Source organism: Pleomorphochaeta naphthae, from assembly GCF_055396005.1.
Genome location: NZ_AP042457.1, coordinates 304667 through 319455, shown reverse-complemented (window position 1 = coordinate 319455; position 14789 = coordinate 304667). Strand labels below are relative to the sequence as shown.

The following is a 14789-nucleotide window of genomic DNA, read 5'->3' as shown; positions in this document are numbered from 1 at the left end:
TTCTAAAAAATAATAAGACACTATTATTTATTAACTATTATACTATAAGCGTCTTTCAAGACTTCCCCTATCTCTTCAGAAAATGATGGATGAGGATATATATCTTCTACCATCATGTTAATTGTTAATTTATTATTTAAGGCAATAACAAAGGTATTTATCATATCGCTTGCTCTTGAACACATTAAAGAAGCACCTTTAAAGAGACCCTCTTTTGTAAAAATTAATTTAACAAATCCTCGATTTTGATTTTCAATTAAAGCTCTTGCATTTGCCACAAAATCTCTCTTAACAACTATATCGCCGTCTCCTTCATTTTCTCCAACGCTAGCTATTTCTTCCCAAGTATAAATACATCTTGGAACATTTCTTAAATTATATATGGATTTTCCACTATATAATGAATTTACAACATTCAAGGCACAAGCTTTAGCCCAGTGTGCTAGTTGCAAACCTTTAACACAATCGCCAACTGCATAAACATTTTCTAAATTTGTATTAAAGTTATCATCAACTTTAATACAATTATTGTCTATTTGTAAAAGATGTTTTGGATCAAAATCAGCTATATTTGCAACTCTACCTACACATGAAATAATTAAGTCGCCTTCAAAACTTTTATCCTCAGTATATACTTTGTTTTTTTCGATTTTGTTAATAAATGTAGATAAATAAATTTTAACTTTTTCTCTCTTAAATAATTTTTCTAACCTTTTAGCACAGTCTATATCACTATTAAAAATTAATTGATCTTTGGCTTCTACTATAATAACGTTTATTCCTAAATTACTAAGGATTGTCGCAATTTCAACACCAATTACCCCGCCACCTATAATTACAACTTGCTTGACAGTTGACAAATCCGTATCTAATAACGCTTTACTGTCTATACAATTATCAAAGCCATCAATGTTTAAAGATGCTGGTTTTGAACCTAAAGCTAATAAAATTTTTTTTGCTTCAAACCTTTTATCCTCTATTAAAATTGTATTAGGACTTTCTAAAATAGCATTTCCAATTATTACATCAACATTACTTTTCTTTAATAAAAATTCGACTCCTTTTCTTAGTCTATCTACTGTTTTATCTTTATTTTGTAAAATTTTTAAATAATCAAATCTTAAATCATCATAATTTAATATATCACTATGGCTATTCACATCTTTAAAAAGATGGGTTTGTGATAAAAGAGATTTTGTAGGGATACAACCATAATTTAAACAAGTTCCACCTATCTTATCTTTTTCTACTAGAAGGACCTTTTTATTAAAAGTAGCTGCCTCTAAAACAGCTTCATAACCAGCTGGCCCTGCACCAATTACGATTAAGTCGTACATATCTCATCCTCTATCATTTTTTTTACATCTGATTCAATTATTTTATTGGATAGTGTAATACTTTTAATTAATGATTTATTAAATTCTTTGTTAATCAAATTTTCTTTAATTTCGTCAACAATATTTACATCCATAATATCACTGTTGATTAGGACATCTACTATTAAATTATCAACAATCTCGAAGTTTATATCGATTAACCCATAACCAAATCGTTTTTTAATTCTTTTGCTATTTAAGTTTAATCTATATAACCATTTTTGACTAAAATATTTATTACACAAATCATTTTCTGCAATTTCTTTTTCAATTAAAGGACAGTTATATACTTTTGAAACTACTTTTTTTAAGCTTTCTTTAATATTTGATATATTAACTCTATTATTAAATTCAGATATATTTTTTACTCTTTGAATGTGACTTTTTACTCCATGAGTTTTCAACTTTGTAAGATCTTTTTTTAAATATTTTGTTAAATCTGATAAATCAACATTTACTAATAGAGTTCCATGATGTAATGAAACATCAGAAGTTTTTAAATAAGCTTGACCACTTATTTTATATCCATCTACTAATAAATCATTTCTTCCACTAAAATAAGCATATATTTCAAATTCATTTAAACTCTGTTTAATAACTTGAAGATGTTTTGCTATATCAAAGTCTTTATTTTTTGAAATAAATGTAAAATTTAAATTTCCTAAATCATGATAAACAGCTCCACCTCCAGAAGAGCGTCTTGCTAATAAGATATTATTTTTTTTCATTAAATCTAAATTACATTGATCTTTAGCTGATTGATTTCGTCCAATAACAACTGTATTTTTATTTTGCCAAAGATAAAAAATAAGCTCACCTTCATTAACCTTCTCCATTAACTTTTCTTCATAAGATAAGTTTTGGTAAGGATTAAAACTTTTACTCTCATAATATAGAATTTTATCAATGCTCATATTTTACGATTGGTTTCCTTGCTGCAGTAACTTCATCAACTCTACAAATTTCTGTTGTAAAAGGAGCCCTGCTTAAATCAATATTTTCATCTTTAGCTTCTTTTGCTATTTTTTCTAAGACCTCAACAACTTTATCTAGAGTTTGTTTACTCTCTGTTTCAGTTGGTTCGAACATTAAAGCCTCATGGACTATTAAAGGAAAGTACATTGTTGGTGGATGCATATCAAAATCAATCATACGTTTACATACATCGATAGCCTTAACTCCATATTGCTCTTTAAATGCTGATAAATCTAAAACAAATTCATGCATACAATGATTATTAAAAGCAACTTTATATGTCTTTTTCAACTTCTCTTTTAAATAGTTTGCATTTAAAACTGCATTTTCACTTGCCTCTTTTAAGCCATCACTTCCTAAATGTTTTATATATGTTAAGGCTCTAACTAAAACTAAAAAATTCCCATAAAAAGCTGTTACTTTATTAATTGTCTTGTTAGGTTTTTTAAATGAATATTTATCACCTTCTTTAACAACTATAGGACTGGGCATATAATCTGCAAGAAAACTTTTACAACCTAAAGATCCAACCCCAGGGCCACCTCCTCCATGTGGTGTTGAGAAGGTTTTATGAAGATTTAAATGGATACAATCAAAACCCATATCTCCTGGTTTACAAAGACCCATTATTGCATTTAAATTTGCACCATCATAATAACAAAGAGCGCCACAGGAGTGAACTTTTTTTGTAATTTCTAAAATACCTGGATCATATAATCCAAGAGTATTGGGATTTGTTAACATTAAGGCTGCAACACTATCATCTAGAACTTTATCTAATTCATCTAAGTCTATAATTCCATTTTTGCTTTCAATTGTTACTACTGTAAAACCATTCATAGCTGCACTAGCAGGATTTGTTCCATGTGCACTATCTGGAACTATAACTTTTGTTCTATTGAAGTCCCCTCTACAATGATGATACTTTTTAATCATTAACAGACCAGTAAATTCTCCATGAGCTCCTGCTCCTGGTTGAAAAACCATCTTATCCATTCCAGTTACTTCACAGAGTGCTCTATCACTTTCATAAATAACTTCCAAGGCCCCTTGAACATCTTCCTCATCGCTATTTGGAGAAATATCAGTAAACCCTCTAAAGGCTGCACAGGTGTCATTTACTTTTGGATTATATTTCATAGTACATGAACCAAGAGGATAAAATCCATTATCTACACCAAAAGTCTTCTTTGATAAGTTTGTATAATGTCTAACCAAGTCAATTTCCGAAATTTCTGGAAGTTTTAAGTCAGTTTTTCTTTTCATCGAAGGCTCTATTTCATAATTAGGAATATCTTGTTTTGGTAAGATTGTGCAACGATGATCTTTGATTGATTTTTCAAATATTAAGCTCATTTACTTACCTCCTCAAGTATTCTAATAAATTCATCGATTTGTTTTTTACTAATTGCTTCAGTAACACAAACTAGCATCTCTCTATCATCTAATTTAAAAGGACCTTCAATATTATGTTTTTTTAACCTCTGATTAATTAAATCAACACTTACAGGTGTTTTTACAACAAATTCATGGAAAAATTCTCCACTATATTTTTTAGAAAATCCTGGAATACTCGATATTTTATCAGCTGTATAATGAGCATTATTGAAACATCTTTGTGCAACTTCTTTTATACCTACTTTTCCCATAGCCCCCATATATATTGAGCATCTTAGGGCACTTAAAGCTTCGTTAGAACAAATACTTGAAGTCGCTTTTTCTCTTCTAATGTGCTGCTCTCTAGCTTGGAGGGTTAATACATACGAAGTTCTTCCATTTATATCTTGAGTTTGACCTACAATTCTACCGGGTATTTTTCTCAAATATTTCTTACTTGTAACAATGAAACCTAGATAAGGGCCCCCAAAACTTTGATCTAAACCTAAAGGTTGAGCCTCTCCACAAGCTATATCAACTTTCATCTCACCAGGAGTTTTTAATAATGCTAATGATATTGGATTGACAATTTCTATACATTCAATTTTTTTCTCTTTGGAAAAAGATGAAATTGATTCAACATCTTCAACTAAACCATAAAAATTAGGACTTTGTACAATAATTGAGGATATGTTTTTAAAATCTTTTGTTTTTAAATCTTCAAGTGAGGTTTTCCCATCTTTCAACTCAACTATTTCTACTTCTATATTCCTAGCAAAAGCATATGCTGAGATTGCATCAATATAAGAAGGATGGATGGATTTTGAAACTAGAATTTTATTTTTTTTCTTTGATAAACTCATCATCACTGCTTCACAAGCAGCACTCGCCCCATCATAAACTGAAGCATTAGAAACTTCTAAATCACATAAATCGCACATTTGTGTTTGATATTCAAATATTGTTTGTAAATTTCCTTGAGCTAACTCTGCTTGGTATGGTGTGTATGAGGTGACAAAACCACTTAAAGAACTTAAATGTTTGACAACTTCTGGAATTAAATGTCTGTAGCTACCAGCTCCTCTAAAAGTTGATTCAAAAACTTTATTTTTGAGAGATTTTTCTCTCATATCTGCTACAACTTCAAATTCACTTTTCCCTTCTTCAATTTTTAAAGGAGAAGTTAATAAAACTTCTTTAGGAATATCATTATATAATTCTTCTATACTAGATACCCCAATAACATTGAGCATTTCTTTTCTTTCTGCATCACTGCTAACTACATAACTCATCACTAATCCTTTATTAAAGCTTCATATTCTTCTTTATTAAAAAGTTTAACTTTATCTGTAATATTTGAAATTTTACAAATCCAAGTATTTTCACTATCTTCATTAATTAAAGCAGGATTTTCTATAATATCTTGATTAACTTCTACAACATCACCAGTAAATGGAGAATAAAAATCAGAAACAGCTTTTACACTCTCTATATCTCCTAAAACATCTTTTGCCTCGACACTATCTTCACTGATATCTATATACACTATATCACCTAACTGAGAAGTAGCAAAATTGCTTAAGCCAACTAAGGCCTCACTATCATTTAACCATTGAACCCATTCATGTGATTCAGTGTAAAAAAGTTCTCTCTCCATATCATCCTCCAATTTTCTTTCTTTTATAAAAAGGTAGTTTTACTATTTGAGCTTTCACATATCTATTTCTAATTTTAACATCTACTTGAGTATTCTCTAAGGAATATTTTTTATTTATTATTGCCATTGCATAAGAACCTTTTAAATAAGGGAGGTATGTACCACTAGTTGTTAAACCAATGAACTCACCATTATGATAAACCTCCATTTTTTCTCTAATAATGCCCTTATCTAAATTTTTTAATCCAACTCTAGTTAACCCCTTATCTTCAAGCATTTCTTTCCCTATAAATTTTTCTTTATCTGCTTTACAGAAATATTCTAAGGCTGTGTCCAAGGGAGATGTTTTATCATCCATTTCATGACCATATAAAGGCATTCCAGCTTCTAGGCGTAGAGTATCTCTAGCACCAAGTCCACAAGGGGTAACATTTAGTTTAATTAATTCGTTAAAGATATGTTTTATAGAAGGACCATCTCCATAAATTTCATAGCCTTCTTCACCTGTATAGCCTGTTTTAGATACTAAAACTTCATGACCTAAAATATTAACACTCTCGTTAAAAGTATAATACTTTTGAGGAAGCAATTTTAAATCTACAATGTTTTCTAAAACTGATTTTGAAAGAGGACCTTGGATGGCAATTTGTGAATAATAGTCACTTTTATCTGTAATTTTCACACCATCTTTTTTGTGATTTAAAATCCACTTATAATCTTTTTCTTTATTAGAAGCATTTACAACTAAAAGTAGTTTATTCTCATTCAAACAATAAACTAACAAATCATCAATTATTGCTCCATTATTGTCTAAAAGTAGAGAATATTTAATTCTAGATGATTTAATTTTTGAAATATCTGTACAAACAAGATAGTTTACAAAAGAAAGAGCATCCTCTCCTTCAATTAAAATTTCTCCCATATGTGAAACATCAAAAATTCCGACTTTTTCTCTAACAGCCATATGTTCATCAACAATTGAACTATATTGGATAGGTAAAATATAATTTGCAAATTCTACCATTTTACCATTTAAGGCTACATGCTCATCATATAAAGACGTTTTTTTCTGCATAGAGACCTCCTTTTTTTATTTAACTTTCATTTTAAATAAAAAAATGATAAATCGTCTTTAAAGCTTAAATTATTAATTTTAAATTAATATTTGTTCACTCCTTTGTTCAATTTATCAAACTCTACTGTAAATAGTAAAACATTGAAAACATCATTTTGCAAGAAAAAAAAACAAAATTAAGTATTATTGCTTGTCTTGTTTTTAAACAAATTGTATCTTTATTTTATGAACTTTATTTTAGCAACAACAAATGATCACAAATATCAAGAATTAAAAGCTTTAATGCCAAATATTGAATTAATTAAAGCTGAAAATATGGTTGAGGTTGATGAAAATGAACCTACGTTTTTAGGCAATGCTTTAATCAAGGCTAAAGCACTTTATGATGTTTTACATAAACCTATTATTGCAGATGATTCTGGGCTTTGTGTTGAAGCTTTAGATGGGAAACCTGGAGTTAAAACGGCTAGATACGGCAGTGATGTATTTAATCGTATTCTAGAAAGTAAAGAAAGAAATGAATATTTACTTAGCAATTTAAAAGGTGAAACAAACAGATCTGCTAGTTTTGTTTGCTCTCTTGTAGCTTATATTAGTCCAAATAGGATTTATACTGTGACGGAAGAAGTAAAAGGTGAAATTACTCTTGAGCAAACTGGTCAAGAAGGTTTTGGTTATGATCCTGTATTTTTCATTACTGAAGCTGGAAAAACTATGGCCGAGCTAGATTCTCAAGCTAAAGGCTATTATAGTCATAGAGGTAGAGCAGCTAGAGCTATGAATAAGTTAATTGAAAATATTAAATAAGGATAAAAAAATTATGAAAAGAAGTGAAATAGATGTAAAAGATACTTGGGATTTATCGCCACTTTTTAGTGATGATAAGCAATTTTATAGTGCTTTAAGTAAATTTGAAGAGAATAAAATAAGTGAAGCAGAAAAGCTTAATGGTAATTTAATTACAAGTAAAGAAAGTCTTTTAAAAGGATTTGAATGGTTAGAAAAAACTGATATCGAATTAGAAAACCTCTTCCAATATGCCCAACTAAAAGCTTCATCTGATTCAAGTAATGTTGAAAACTTAAAAATGATGAGTGCTGTAACTAATGTATATACTAAATATGTTTCTGCCCTTGCTTTTTGGGATTCTGAAATTCTAAAACTAGATGATGATACTTTTAATAATTATCTTGAAGATAAAGATTTTGAACATCTAAAGGTTACTTTATTTAGATTAAAAAGACAAAAAGCTCATATTTTAAATGAAAATGAAGAAAAAATTCTTGCTCTTCAAATGGAAGTTGGCAGCAAAGCTAGTAAAATTTTTAACGACTTAACTAATGTTGATTTTAAATTTGGTGAAATCAATGGTAAACCTTTAACTCAATCATCTTTCTCTCTATTTCTAAAAGACGAGGATGAAGAAATTAGAAAACAAGCTTATACTCAATTATATAAAGTATATGAAGATCATCAATATACTTTAGCTAATACTTATGAAACTGCTATTAGACAAGATATTTTCTCATCTAAAGTTAGAGGTTATAGTTCAACAAGAAGTAAAAAACTATTTGGTGATAATGTTGATGAAAAAGTTTATGACAATTTAATTGAACAGGTTCACTCTTCTTTAGATGTTTTACATGAATATTACAAACTTAGAGCTAAGTTAATGAATAAAGATAAAATTAAACACTATGATGTTTATACTTCTTTAGTAAAAGGCTTTGAAACTCACCATAGCTATGATGAGGCAGTTGATTTAGTTATTAAAGCTTTATCTCCTTTAGGAAGTGAATATACTTCTATTTTAAAAGAAGGCCTAACTACACAAAGATGGGTTGATAAATATGAAAATGAAGGAAAAAGAAGCGGAGCTTTCTCAAGTGGAACTTATACAAGTTATCCATATATTCTTTTAAATTATAAAGAAGATGATTTGAGAGATATCTTTACAATGGCGCACGAAGGTGGCCACTCAATGCACTCTTACTATAGTGCTAAAAATAATAACTATTTTAATCATAACTACACTATTTTTGAAGCTGAAGTTGCTTCAACTTTTAACGAACAACTTCTTGCAAAATATCTTATAGATAAAGCTAGTGATAAAAATGAGAAAGCTTATATCTTAGGTAAACAAATAGACGATATTATCGCAACTTTATTTAGACAAACTATGTTTGCTGAGTATGAACATATTATGCACACTCTAGCAGAAAGTGGTAAGCCAATCACTGTTGATGTTATGAGAAGCGAATATAGAAAACTATTAGAGCTATATTTTGGTGACAGTGTTGAACTTCTAGATGTTAGCGACATGGAAGGTCTTAGAATTCCTCATTTCTACTCTTCTTACTATGTTTATAAATATGCAACTGGAATTTCTGCTGCTATTGCTTTAAGTAAAAAAGTTTTAAATGGTGATGAAAACGACTTAAATCAATATATGAGTTTCTTAAAGAGTGGTGGCTCACTATTCCCAATTGATACTCTAAAACTAGCTGGTGTTGATATGTCTAAAAAAGATGCTATTGTATCAGCAGTCGATCATTTTAAACAAATGTTAAAAGAGTTTGAATCTTTAGTTTAAATATCTTTTAGCAGAGGGGATGAATTATGTTCCCAAGAATGTTCTTTAGATGTAAAATAAGGCATATGGAATAAGAAATCTAACATTAGGTAGCTTGCTCCATATGCTACATCATCTTCTGTATGTTCTAAAAAAGTAAAACAAAATGTTGTTTTAATTTCTTCTTCACTTTTTCCAGGAAAGCGTTCACTAATGCTCTCTAAAATTTTATCATTCCAAATTTCTGAATCGCCTCCTAAATATATTGTTCTAGGGTTTAAAAGAGCATTTGTAAATAAAAGTTTGTCTACATAATTATCTATAAACAATTTTAAATTTGACTTATTATCATTCAATTTCATCAAAATTTCATTTGCAATATCAAGTTGTCTATTTTGTTTCCCTTCTTGATAAACAAAATTAACAAATTCTCCAGATCTAGATCCCCAGCCCCTAAACAATTGTCCATTTATTACAATCCCCATACCAACACCAAGGGAAGGTACTCCTTCAGGAAGCTCTTTGTCATAATAGGTTCTAACTAAAGAATATAAGAAACTATCATAATTACCCTCTCTATATTTTATTGCAGCACAATTTGCATCATTTTCTAAATATACTGGATAATCTCTATTTTTAACACAATCTTGTATATCAACATCAACAATATCAAAAGTTAAACTTTTAACTACAGTTAATCCATCAAAATCAACAATTGCAGCAACTGATATACATCCTCCAAGAATTTTAGTATTACAACATTTTGCTTCAATAGTGGATAAAATATATCTAATGCACTGCTTAAATCTTTTAACACTACCTTTTTTTGCTGGTATAATTGTGTTATTAAATTCTTCTTCTATTTTTGTAAAAATTGATCCATCAAAATTAAGAATTATGATTTTAAAACTATCTACAAGTAAATCAACTCCAAATACAACCCCAGCATCTTTATTTAAAACAACTTGAGTCCTTTTTCGTCCCTTTTTGTGGTTATCATCACTAATTACATTCGTATCAACTACTAAATTATTATCTTTTAATCTATTTAAGGTATACGTTACTGTTGATGGTTGAACTTTAAGACTATTTACTAAATAACTCCTAGACTTTGGACCTTTTCTTAATTCTTGAAGGATCTGTGTTGAATTTACTATTTTTTGATATTGACCATTAGCCATTTATTCACCTCATTGTGTTATGTTTACATTATCAAACCAATCATTTATTCTGTCAATGAAAAAATGGGATTATCTATTTTTATTAAAATTCTATACATAAATACAGTGTTTTTTGTATAGTTATTTATTTAAATAAATTTAAATTTTTTCTGTAAATTATTATAATAAAAGAAAATATTATAAAAATTATTTTTTTAGCTCATTTATTCAAAAAACTAAATTTAATATTCTTTTTATTTTTTCATTGACAGAATAAATAAAAAAGCAACATAATATAATTAGTTTTAAAAAATTAAGGAGAGTTTTATAAAATGAAGAAAAAAATTTTTTTTGCACTGTTAACTGTTTCACTAATTTTGTCTACTAGTGCTTTTGCATCTGGGAGCAAAGAAAGTGAAGTTGAAAAAGTAGTATTAACTATGGGTTCATGGAGGGCTGACGATGTTGATGCTATGAATAATTTACTAGATGTATATACTAGTGAAGTTGCTCCAAATGTAGAAATTGATTTCAAACCTACCAACCCCGCAGATTATAATGCTACATTAAGATTACAACTTGAATCAGGAACAGGTCCTGATTTGATGTATGCTAGATCTTATGCACCAGGAATTGAATTATATGAAGCAGGATTTTTTGCAGATTGCTCTGATATTGAAGGTTTAGCTAATTTTACTGATTCGAACAAAGCTCCTTGGATGGCACCAGATGGTAAAATGTTTGCTGTACCTTTTGCTGCAGTATCTCATGCTGTTTATTATAATAAAGACTTATTTATGAAGGCTGGTGTTCAAGTTCCAACCACATGGGAAGATTTCTTAATGGTTTGTGACAAACTTCAAAAAATGGATATAACACCTCTTGCTAACGGCTTAGCCGATGAGTGGGATATTTTAGAAACATTTTTCTTAGGCGCTTTGCCAAACTTTATTGGTGGTGCTAGTGAAAGAGTAAAATATGAACAAGGTGAATTAAAATTTAACAATGATAAATTCATCCAAGCTTTTACTGCTATGAAAGATGTTGCCCAATATTGTCCTAAAGGCTTTGAATCTGTAACATATAATGATTCACAAGCCCTATTTGCTACAGGTAAAGCTGCAATGTTTATCGATGGATCATGGACCGTTGGAACTTATGGTGAAACTACTTTTGATTGGGGTGTATTTGCTATTCCTGCTCCTAAAGGAAATAAAACAGCTATTTGTTTCCATCCTGATATGGCTATAACTATGAATACTAAAACTGAGTATCCAGAAGAAGCAAAAGCTTTCTTGAGTTGGCTATGTACAGTAGAAGGTGCTTCAACTGCTTCTAAATACTTACCTGCAGGCTTCTTCCCAATGATAAATGCTCCTATTGAAATTGAATTGCCTCAAGCAAATGAATTCTTAGCCTTAAATGAAGGAAAAGAAACTGATGCTAGATTTGTATGGCCTTTATTACTAGATTTATATACTCCAATGGATCAAGCTGTAATAAGAGTAATGAAAGGCTTAATTACTCCAACTCAAGCTGCAAATGAAATTCAAAAAGCTTATGAGAATTTAGATTTATAAATTATGAAAAAGCTGCTAAGATTTCTTAGCAGCTTTAATAGGCTCAAATTATGAAATTAAACAAACAAAATAAAACATTCTCAACAGATCCAAGTGGTTGGTATTGGCTTTTATATATCATACCAGCATTACTTATCTATATTATTTTTATGGCATACCCTTTAATAGACTCTATGCGATTGAGTTTATATACAGGGAGTACAAGCACGACAAGAGAGTTTATAGGTTTCGGAAATTTTAAAAAATTATTTACAGATGAGACTTTATCAGTTAGATACAAAGGTGCTTTTGGTAACACTATTATATTTTTCATCATAAATATGATTTTTCAAAATGGTCTTGGAATCTTATTCGCTGTTATTATAACCACTAGAACTATGAAAGCTAAAGGGTTCTACCAAACTGTCATTTTTATTCCAACTACTTTCGCAGTACTTGTTACAGGATATCTATGGAAATTATTATTAAATCCAATTTGGGCAGGCGATACATTAACTAAAATTGGTTTAGGCTTTTTAGCTCAACCTTGGCTGGGTGTTGAAAGCACAGCTTTAATAACCGTCTCTTTGATTTCTTGTTGGCAATGGATGGGTATTCCAACTATGATGTTTATTGCTGCTCTAAAAAATATACCTCAAGATTGCCTTGAAGTTGCTGCAATTGAAGGAGCTTCAGCTTGGCAGACTTTTATAAAAATTAAAGTACCATTAATAAAGCCTGTTATTGGAATGATTACAATTTTGACTTTTGTAAATAACTTTAACGCTTTCGACATTATTTTTGCAACTGAGACTGTAAATGGAGCACCAGGATACTCAACTGACTTACTTGGAACTTTTTTCTATAGAATAGGAATTGCAGGAGAGCACCCTATCGCTATTGCAGATCCAGGGCTAGGTGCAGCTGTTGCAACTATTACATTTATAGTTTTATTACTAGGTGTTATCCCTATACTAAAAGCAACAAATGGAGATAATTAATATGTCAACAAATAGTTTAAAAAAACATAACAGACATACTCTTTATCATATAATAATGATTATTTGGTGTTTGATTGTATTATTTCCAATATATGTATTAATAATAAATAGCTTTAAAACTAGATTATCTATATACATAAATCCTTTTGGGTTACCTAGTAAATTCAATTTTAAAAACTATTCTACAATTTTCAAAGATAGTGATTTTCTAATCTACTTTAAAAACAGTTTCATTGTTGTTATTCTATCACTTATTTTCATGATAATTATTTCATCTCTAGCTGCATATGCTCTAGCTTTTTGGAGAAAGAAAGGAGCTCGACTGATATTTTTCTTTTTGATTGCAGGAATGATGTTACCAATTAAAATTGCATCGATTAGAATAATTGAAATAATGAAATTCTTATCTCTATTAAATACAATTTGGGCTCTTATTCCAATCTATGTAGCAATGGGAGTTCCTATTGGAGTTTTTGTTTTAACAGAATTTATAAGGGAAATTCCATTAGAATTAACCCAAGCTGCTATTATGGATGGGGCTTCAAGATTTAAAATTTTCACAGCTGTGATAGTGCCACTTATTAAACCAGCCCTATCTACTGTTGCTATTTATAACTTAGTACCATATTGGAATGATCTTTGGTTCCCATTAATATTTATTAGTGATGAAAAGAGTAAAACTTTATTATTAGGAGTTACAAGATTATTTGGTCAGTATCAAACAGACTGGTCAAAAGTATTAGCAGTGTTAACATTATCTGCAATTCCAGTTTTACTTCTGTATTTGACTATGTCACGTCAATTCATTGAAGGTGTTACAGCTGGTGCCGTAAAAGGATAAATCTTGTATATTATTACCCCCCTAATTTTAAAAATTAAAATTAGGGGTTTATTATTTTTATATTTCTTCTAACTTATATTTCTTCCCATCACCAAGACTAATTCCCATAGCTCTTGCGATATTTACCATTTGATGATTATTTGAAATAAACTTAGTTTTACCGGCTACATCAGATAATTTATTATATGTAATTTTATTATCTTTAATAGCTACTGTGGTTCCAAATTTACCCTCAAGGGCTAGTCGACCTGCAAAGCTACCCATCTCTGATGATAATAATCTATCATAAGCGCTTGGATTGCCTCCTCTTTGTAGGTGTCCTGGGACAACAACTCTAGTTTCAACATTACATTTTTTTTCAATATAGGCAGCTAAAGCTTTTGTTGAAGTAGTCTCCCCTCCTCGATAAGCTAATCTTTCATCTTTCTTTAATTTACTTTCAGTTTTAGTCATAGCCCCTTCAGCTATAGCGATGATAGTAAAAGCATGCCCTTCTTTATTTCTCTGTTCAATTAAATTTGAAACTTCTTCAGGATCATAAGGAAATTCAGGTAATAAAATAGCATCAGCACCACCCGCTATTCCAGAATATAGAGTTAACCAACCAACACGATTACCCATCAATTCAATAAACATAGTCCTACCATGACTTGCGGCGGTTGTGTGTATTCTATCAATACATTCTGTTGCAATATCTACAGCACTATGGAATCCAAAAGTTACATCAGTTCCCCAAATATCATTATCAATAGTTTTAGGTAAACCAATTACATTTAAACCTTCTTTAGCAAGTAAAGCAGCAGTTTTATGAGTTCCGGCTCCTCCAAGAGTTACTAATAAGTCTAGTTTTAATTTTTTATATGTATCTTTCATTAAATCTAATTTAGAATTACCATTTCTATCTTCAACAGTCATTAACTTATAAGGTTGTCTACTAGTTCCTAAAATGGTGCCTCCAACATTTAAGATGCCAGAAAAGTCCTTTTTCTTTAAAATTCTATGTTCGTTATGAATCAAACCATAATATCCATCGGTAAAACCATAAAGGGTAACGTCCTTTATTTGATTAAATACATATTTACTAAACCCTCTAATTACAGCATTAAGACCTGGACAGTCCCCTCCACTAGTTAAAATACCAATTTTCATGTTTTCTCCTTGTTGACTAATATATATATTTAAAATAAAAACAAAAT

The 14789-nt window shown here is 29.7% G+C and carries 13 protein-coding genes; 5 read left to right on the top strand and 8 right to left on the bottom strand.

Annotated features, from left to right (window positions below; translation table 11 throughout):
- Positions 1 to 23: 23 nt before the first annotated feature.
- From ACZ5SO_RS01485 to gcvT, 6 genes are read right to left on the bottom strand one after another with little or no spacing between them, the layout of a single operon-like run.
- Entirely contained in the window at positions 24 to 1337 is a 1314-nt protein-coding gene (locus tag ACZ5SO_RS01485; RefSeq protein ID WP_464626289.1) for a dihydrolipoyl dehydrogenase family protein, read from the bottom strand.
- The gene (locus ACZ5SO_RS01480) at positions 1325 to 2290 is read right to left on the bottom strand and encodes a lipoate--protein ligase (RefSeq protein ID WP_464626288.1); all 966 of its coding nucleotides are present in this window, start codon (positions 2288 to 2290) and stop codon (positions 1325 to 1327) included. Before ACZ5SO_RS01480 ends, ACZ5SO_RS01485 begins: the two co-directional genes overlap by 13 nt.
- Positions 2280 to 3707 (bottom strand): aminomethyl-transferring glycine dehydrogenase subunit GcvPB, encoded by a 1428-nt coding sequence (gene gcvPB, locus ACZ5SO_RS01475; RefSeq protein WP_464626286.1) that lies wholly within the window; start codon positions 3705 to 3707, stop codon positions 2280 to 2282. Before gcvPB ends, ACZ5SO_RS01480 begins: the two co-directional genes overlap by 11 nt.
- Positions 3704 to 5020 carry an aminomethyl-transferring glycine dehydrogenase subunit GcvPA gene (gcvPA, locus tag ACZ5SO_RS01470; protein WP_464626285.1) on the bottom strand — a complete coding sequence of 439 codons (1317 nt, stop codon included), beginning with the start codon at positions 5018 to 5020 and terminating at the stop codon, positions 3704 to 3706. The genes gcvPB and gcvPA overlap by 4 nt, the downstream gene beginning before the upstream one ends.
- Positions 5021 to 5022: 2 nt before the next feature.
- Positions 5023 to 5385, bottom strand: coding sequence for a glycine cleavage system protein H (locus tag ACZ5SO_RS01465; RefSeq protein ID WP_464626284.1), 363 nt, complete (start codon positions 5383 to 5385; stop codon positions 5023 to 5025).
- A 1-nt stretch (position 5386) separates the two neighbouring features.
- Entirely contained in the window at positions 5387 to 6460 is a 1074-nt protein-coding gene (gene gcvT, locus ACZ5SO_RS01460) for a glycine cleavage system aminomethyltransferase GcvT (RefSeq protein ID WP_464626283.1), read from the bottom strand.
- A gap of 225 nt (positions 6461 to 6685) precedes the next feature.
- Here gcvT and rdgB point away from each other — a divergent pair, with 225 nt between their 5' ends.
- Positions 6686 to 7267, top strand: coding sequence for an RdgB/HAM1 family non-canonical purine NTP pyrophosphatase (gene rdgB / locus ACZ5SO_RS01455; protein ID WP_464626281.1), 582 nt, complete (start codon positions 6686 to 6688; stop codon positions 7265 to 7267).
- A gap of 13 nt (positions 7268 to 7280) precedes the next feature.
- Positions 7281 to 9053, top strand: coding sequence for an oligoendopeptidase F (gene pepF / locus ACZ5SO_RS01450; protein ID WP_464626280.1), 1773 nt, complete (start codon positions 7281 to 7283; stop codon positions 9051 to 9053).
- Here the strand turns inward: pepF and ACZ5SO_RS01445 are convergent.
- Positions 9050 to 10213, bottom strand: coding sequence for an ROK family protein (locus ACZ5SO_RS01445; protein ID WP_464626279.1), 1164 nt, complete (start codon positions 10211 to 10213; stop codon positions 9050 to 9052). The two genes, pepF and ACZ5SO_RS01445, sit on opposite strands and share 4 nt — an antisense overlap.
- 311 nt (positions 10214 to 10524) lie before the next feature.
- Between ACZ5SO_RS01445 and ACZ5SO_RS01440 the strand changes: the two genes are divergently transcribed.
- The 3 genes from ACZ5SO_RS01440 to ACZ5SO_RS01430 are packed head-to-tail and all read left to right on the top strand — an operon-like array spanning position 10525 to position 13593.
- The gene (locus ACZ5SO_RS01440) at positions 10525 to 11772 is read left to right on the top strand and encodes an ABC transporter substrate-binding protein (RefSeq protein WP_464626277.1); all 1248 of its coding nucleotides are present in this window, start codon (positions 10525 to 10527) and stop codon (positions 11770 to 11772) included.
- Between the two features lie 50 nt (positions 11773 to 11822).
- The gene (locus tag ACZ5SO_RS01435; RefSeq protein ID WP_464626275.1) at positions 11823 to 12752 is read left to right on the top strand and encodes a carbohydrate ABC transporter permease; all 930 of its coding nucleotides are present in this window, start codon (positions 11823 to 11825) and stop codon (positions 12750 to 12752) included.
- Between the two features lies 1 nt (position 12753).
- Complete coding sequence (locus ACZ5SO_RS01430) at positions 12754 to 13593, top strand: carbohydrate ABC transporter permease (protein ID WP_464626274.1); 840 nt, start codon at positions 12754 to 12756, stop codon at positions 13591 to 13593.
- 57 nt (positions 13594 to 13650) lie between these two features.
- On the opposite strand, the gene ACZ5SO_RS01425 is transcribed toward ACZ5SO_RS01430, so the two are convergent.
- Positions 13651 to 14742, bottom strand: a complete 1092-nt coding sequence (locus ACZ5SO_RS01425) for a 6-phosphofructokinase (protein WP_464626273.1) — start codon at positions 14740 to 14742, stop codon at positions 13651 to 13653.
- Between the last annotated feature and the right edge of the window lie 47 nt (positions 14743 to 14789).

Coding starts and splice junctions, on each gene's coding strand:
- gcvPA (WP_464626285.1), bottom strand. CDS start 5,020: ATGAGTTATGTAGTTAGCAGTGATGCAGAAAGAAAAGAAATGCTCAAT.
- ACZ5SO_RS01435 (WP_464626275.1), top strand. CDS start 11,823: ATGAAATTAAACAAACAAAATAAAACATTCTCAACAGATCCAAGTGGT.
- rdgB (WP_464626281.1), top strand. CDS start 6,686: ATGAACTTTATTTTAGCAACAACAAATGATCACAAATATCAAGAATTA.
- ACZ5SO_RS01425 (WP_464626273.1), bottom strand. CDS start 14,742: ATGAAAATTGGTATTTTAACTAGTGGAGGGGACTGTCCAGGTCTTAAT.
- ACZ5SO_RS01430 (WP_464626274.1), top strand. CDS start 12,754: ATGTCAACAAATAGTTTAAAAAAACATAACAGACATACTCTTTATCAT.
- ACZ5SO_RS01485 (WP_464626289.1), bottom strand. CDS start 1,337: ATGTACGACTTAATCGTAATTGGTGCAGGGCCAGCTGGTTATGAAGCT.
- ACZ5SO_RS01465 (WP_464626284.1), bottom strand. CDS start 5,385: ATGGAGAGAGAACTTTTTTACACTGAATCACATGAATGGGTTCAATGG.
- gcvPB (WP_464626286.1), bottom strand. CDS start 3,707: ATGAGCTTAATATTTGAAAAATCAATCAAAGATCATCGTTGCACAATC.
- ACZ5SO_RS01445 (WP_464626279.1), bottom strand. CDS start 10,213: ATGGCTAATGGTCAATATCAAAAAATAGTAAATTCAACACAGATCCTT.
- ACZ5SO_RS01480 (WP_464626288.1), bottom strand. CDS start 2,290: ATGAGCATTGATAAAATTCTATATTATGAGAGTAAAAGTTTTAATCCT.
- pepF (WP_464626280.1), top strand. CDS start 7,281: ATGAAAAGAAGTGAAATAGATGTAAAAGATACTTGGGATTTATCGCCA.
- gcvT (WP_464626283.1), bottom strand. CDS start 6,460: ATGCAGAAAAAAACGTCTTTATATGATGAGCATGTAGCCTTAAATGGT.
- ACZ5SO_RS01440 (WP_464626277.1), top strand. CDS start 10,525: ATGAAGAAAAAAATTTTTTTTGCACTGTTAACTGTTTCACTAATTTTG.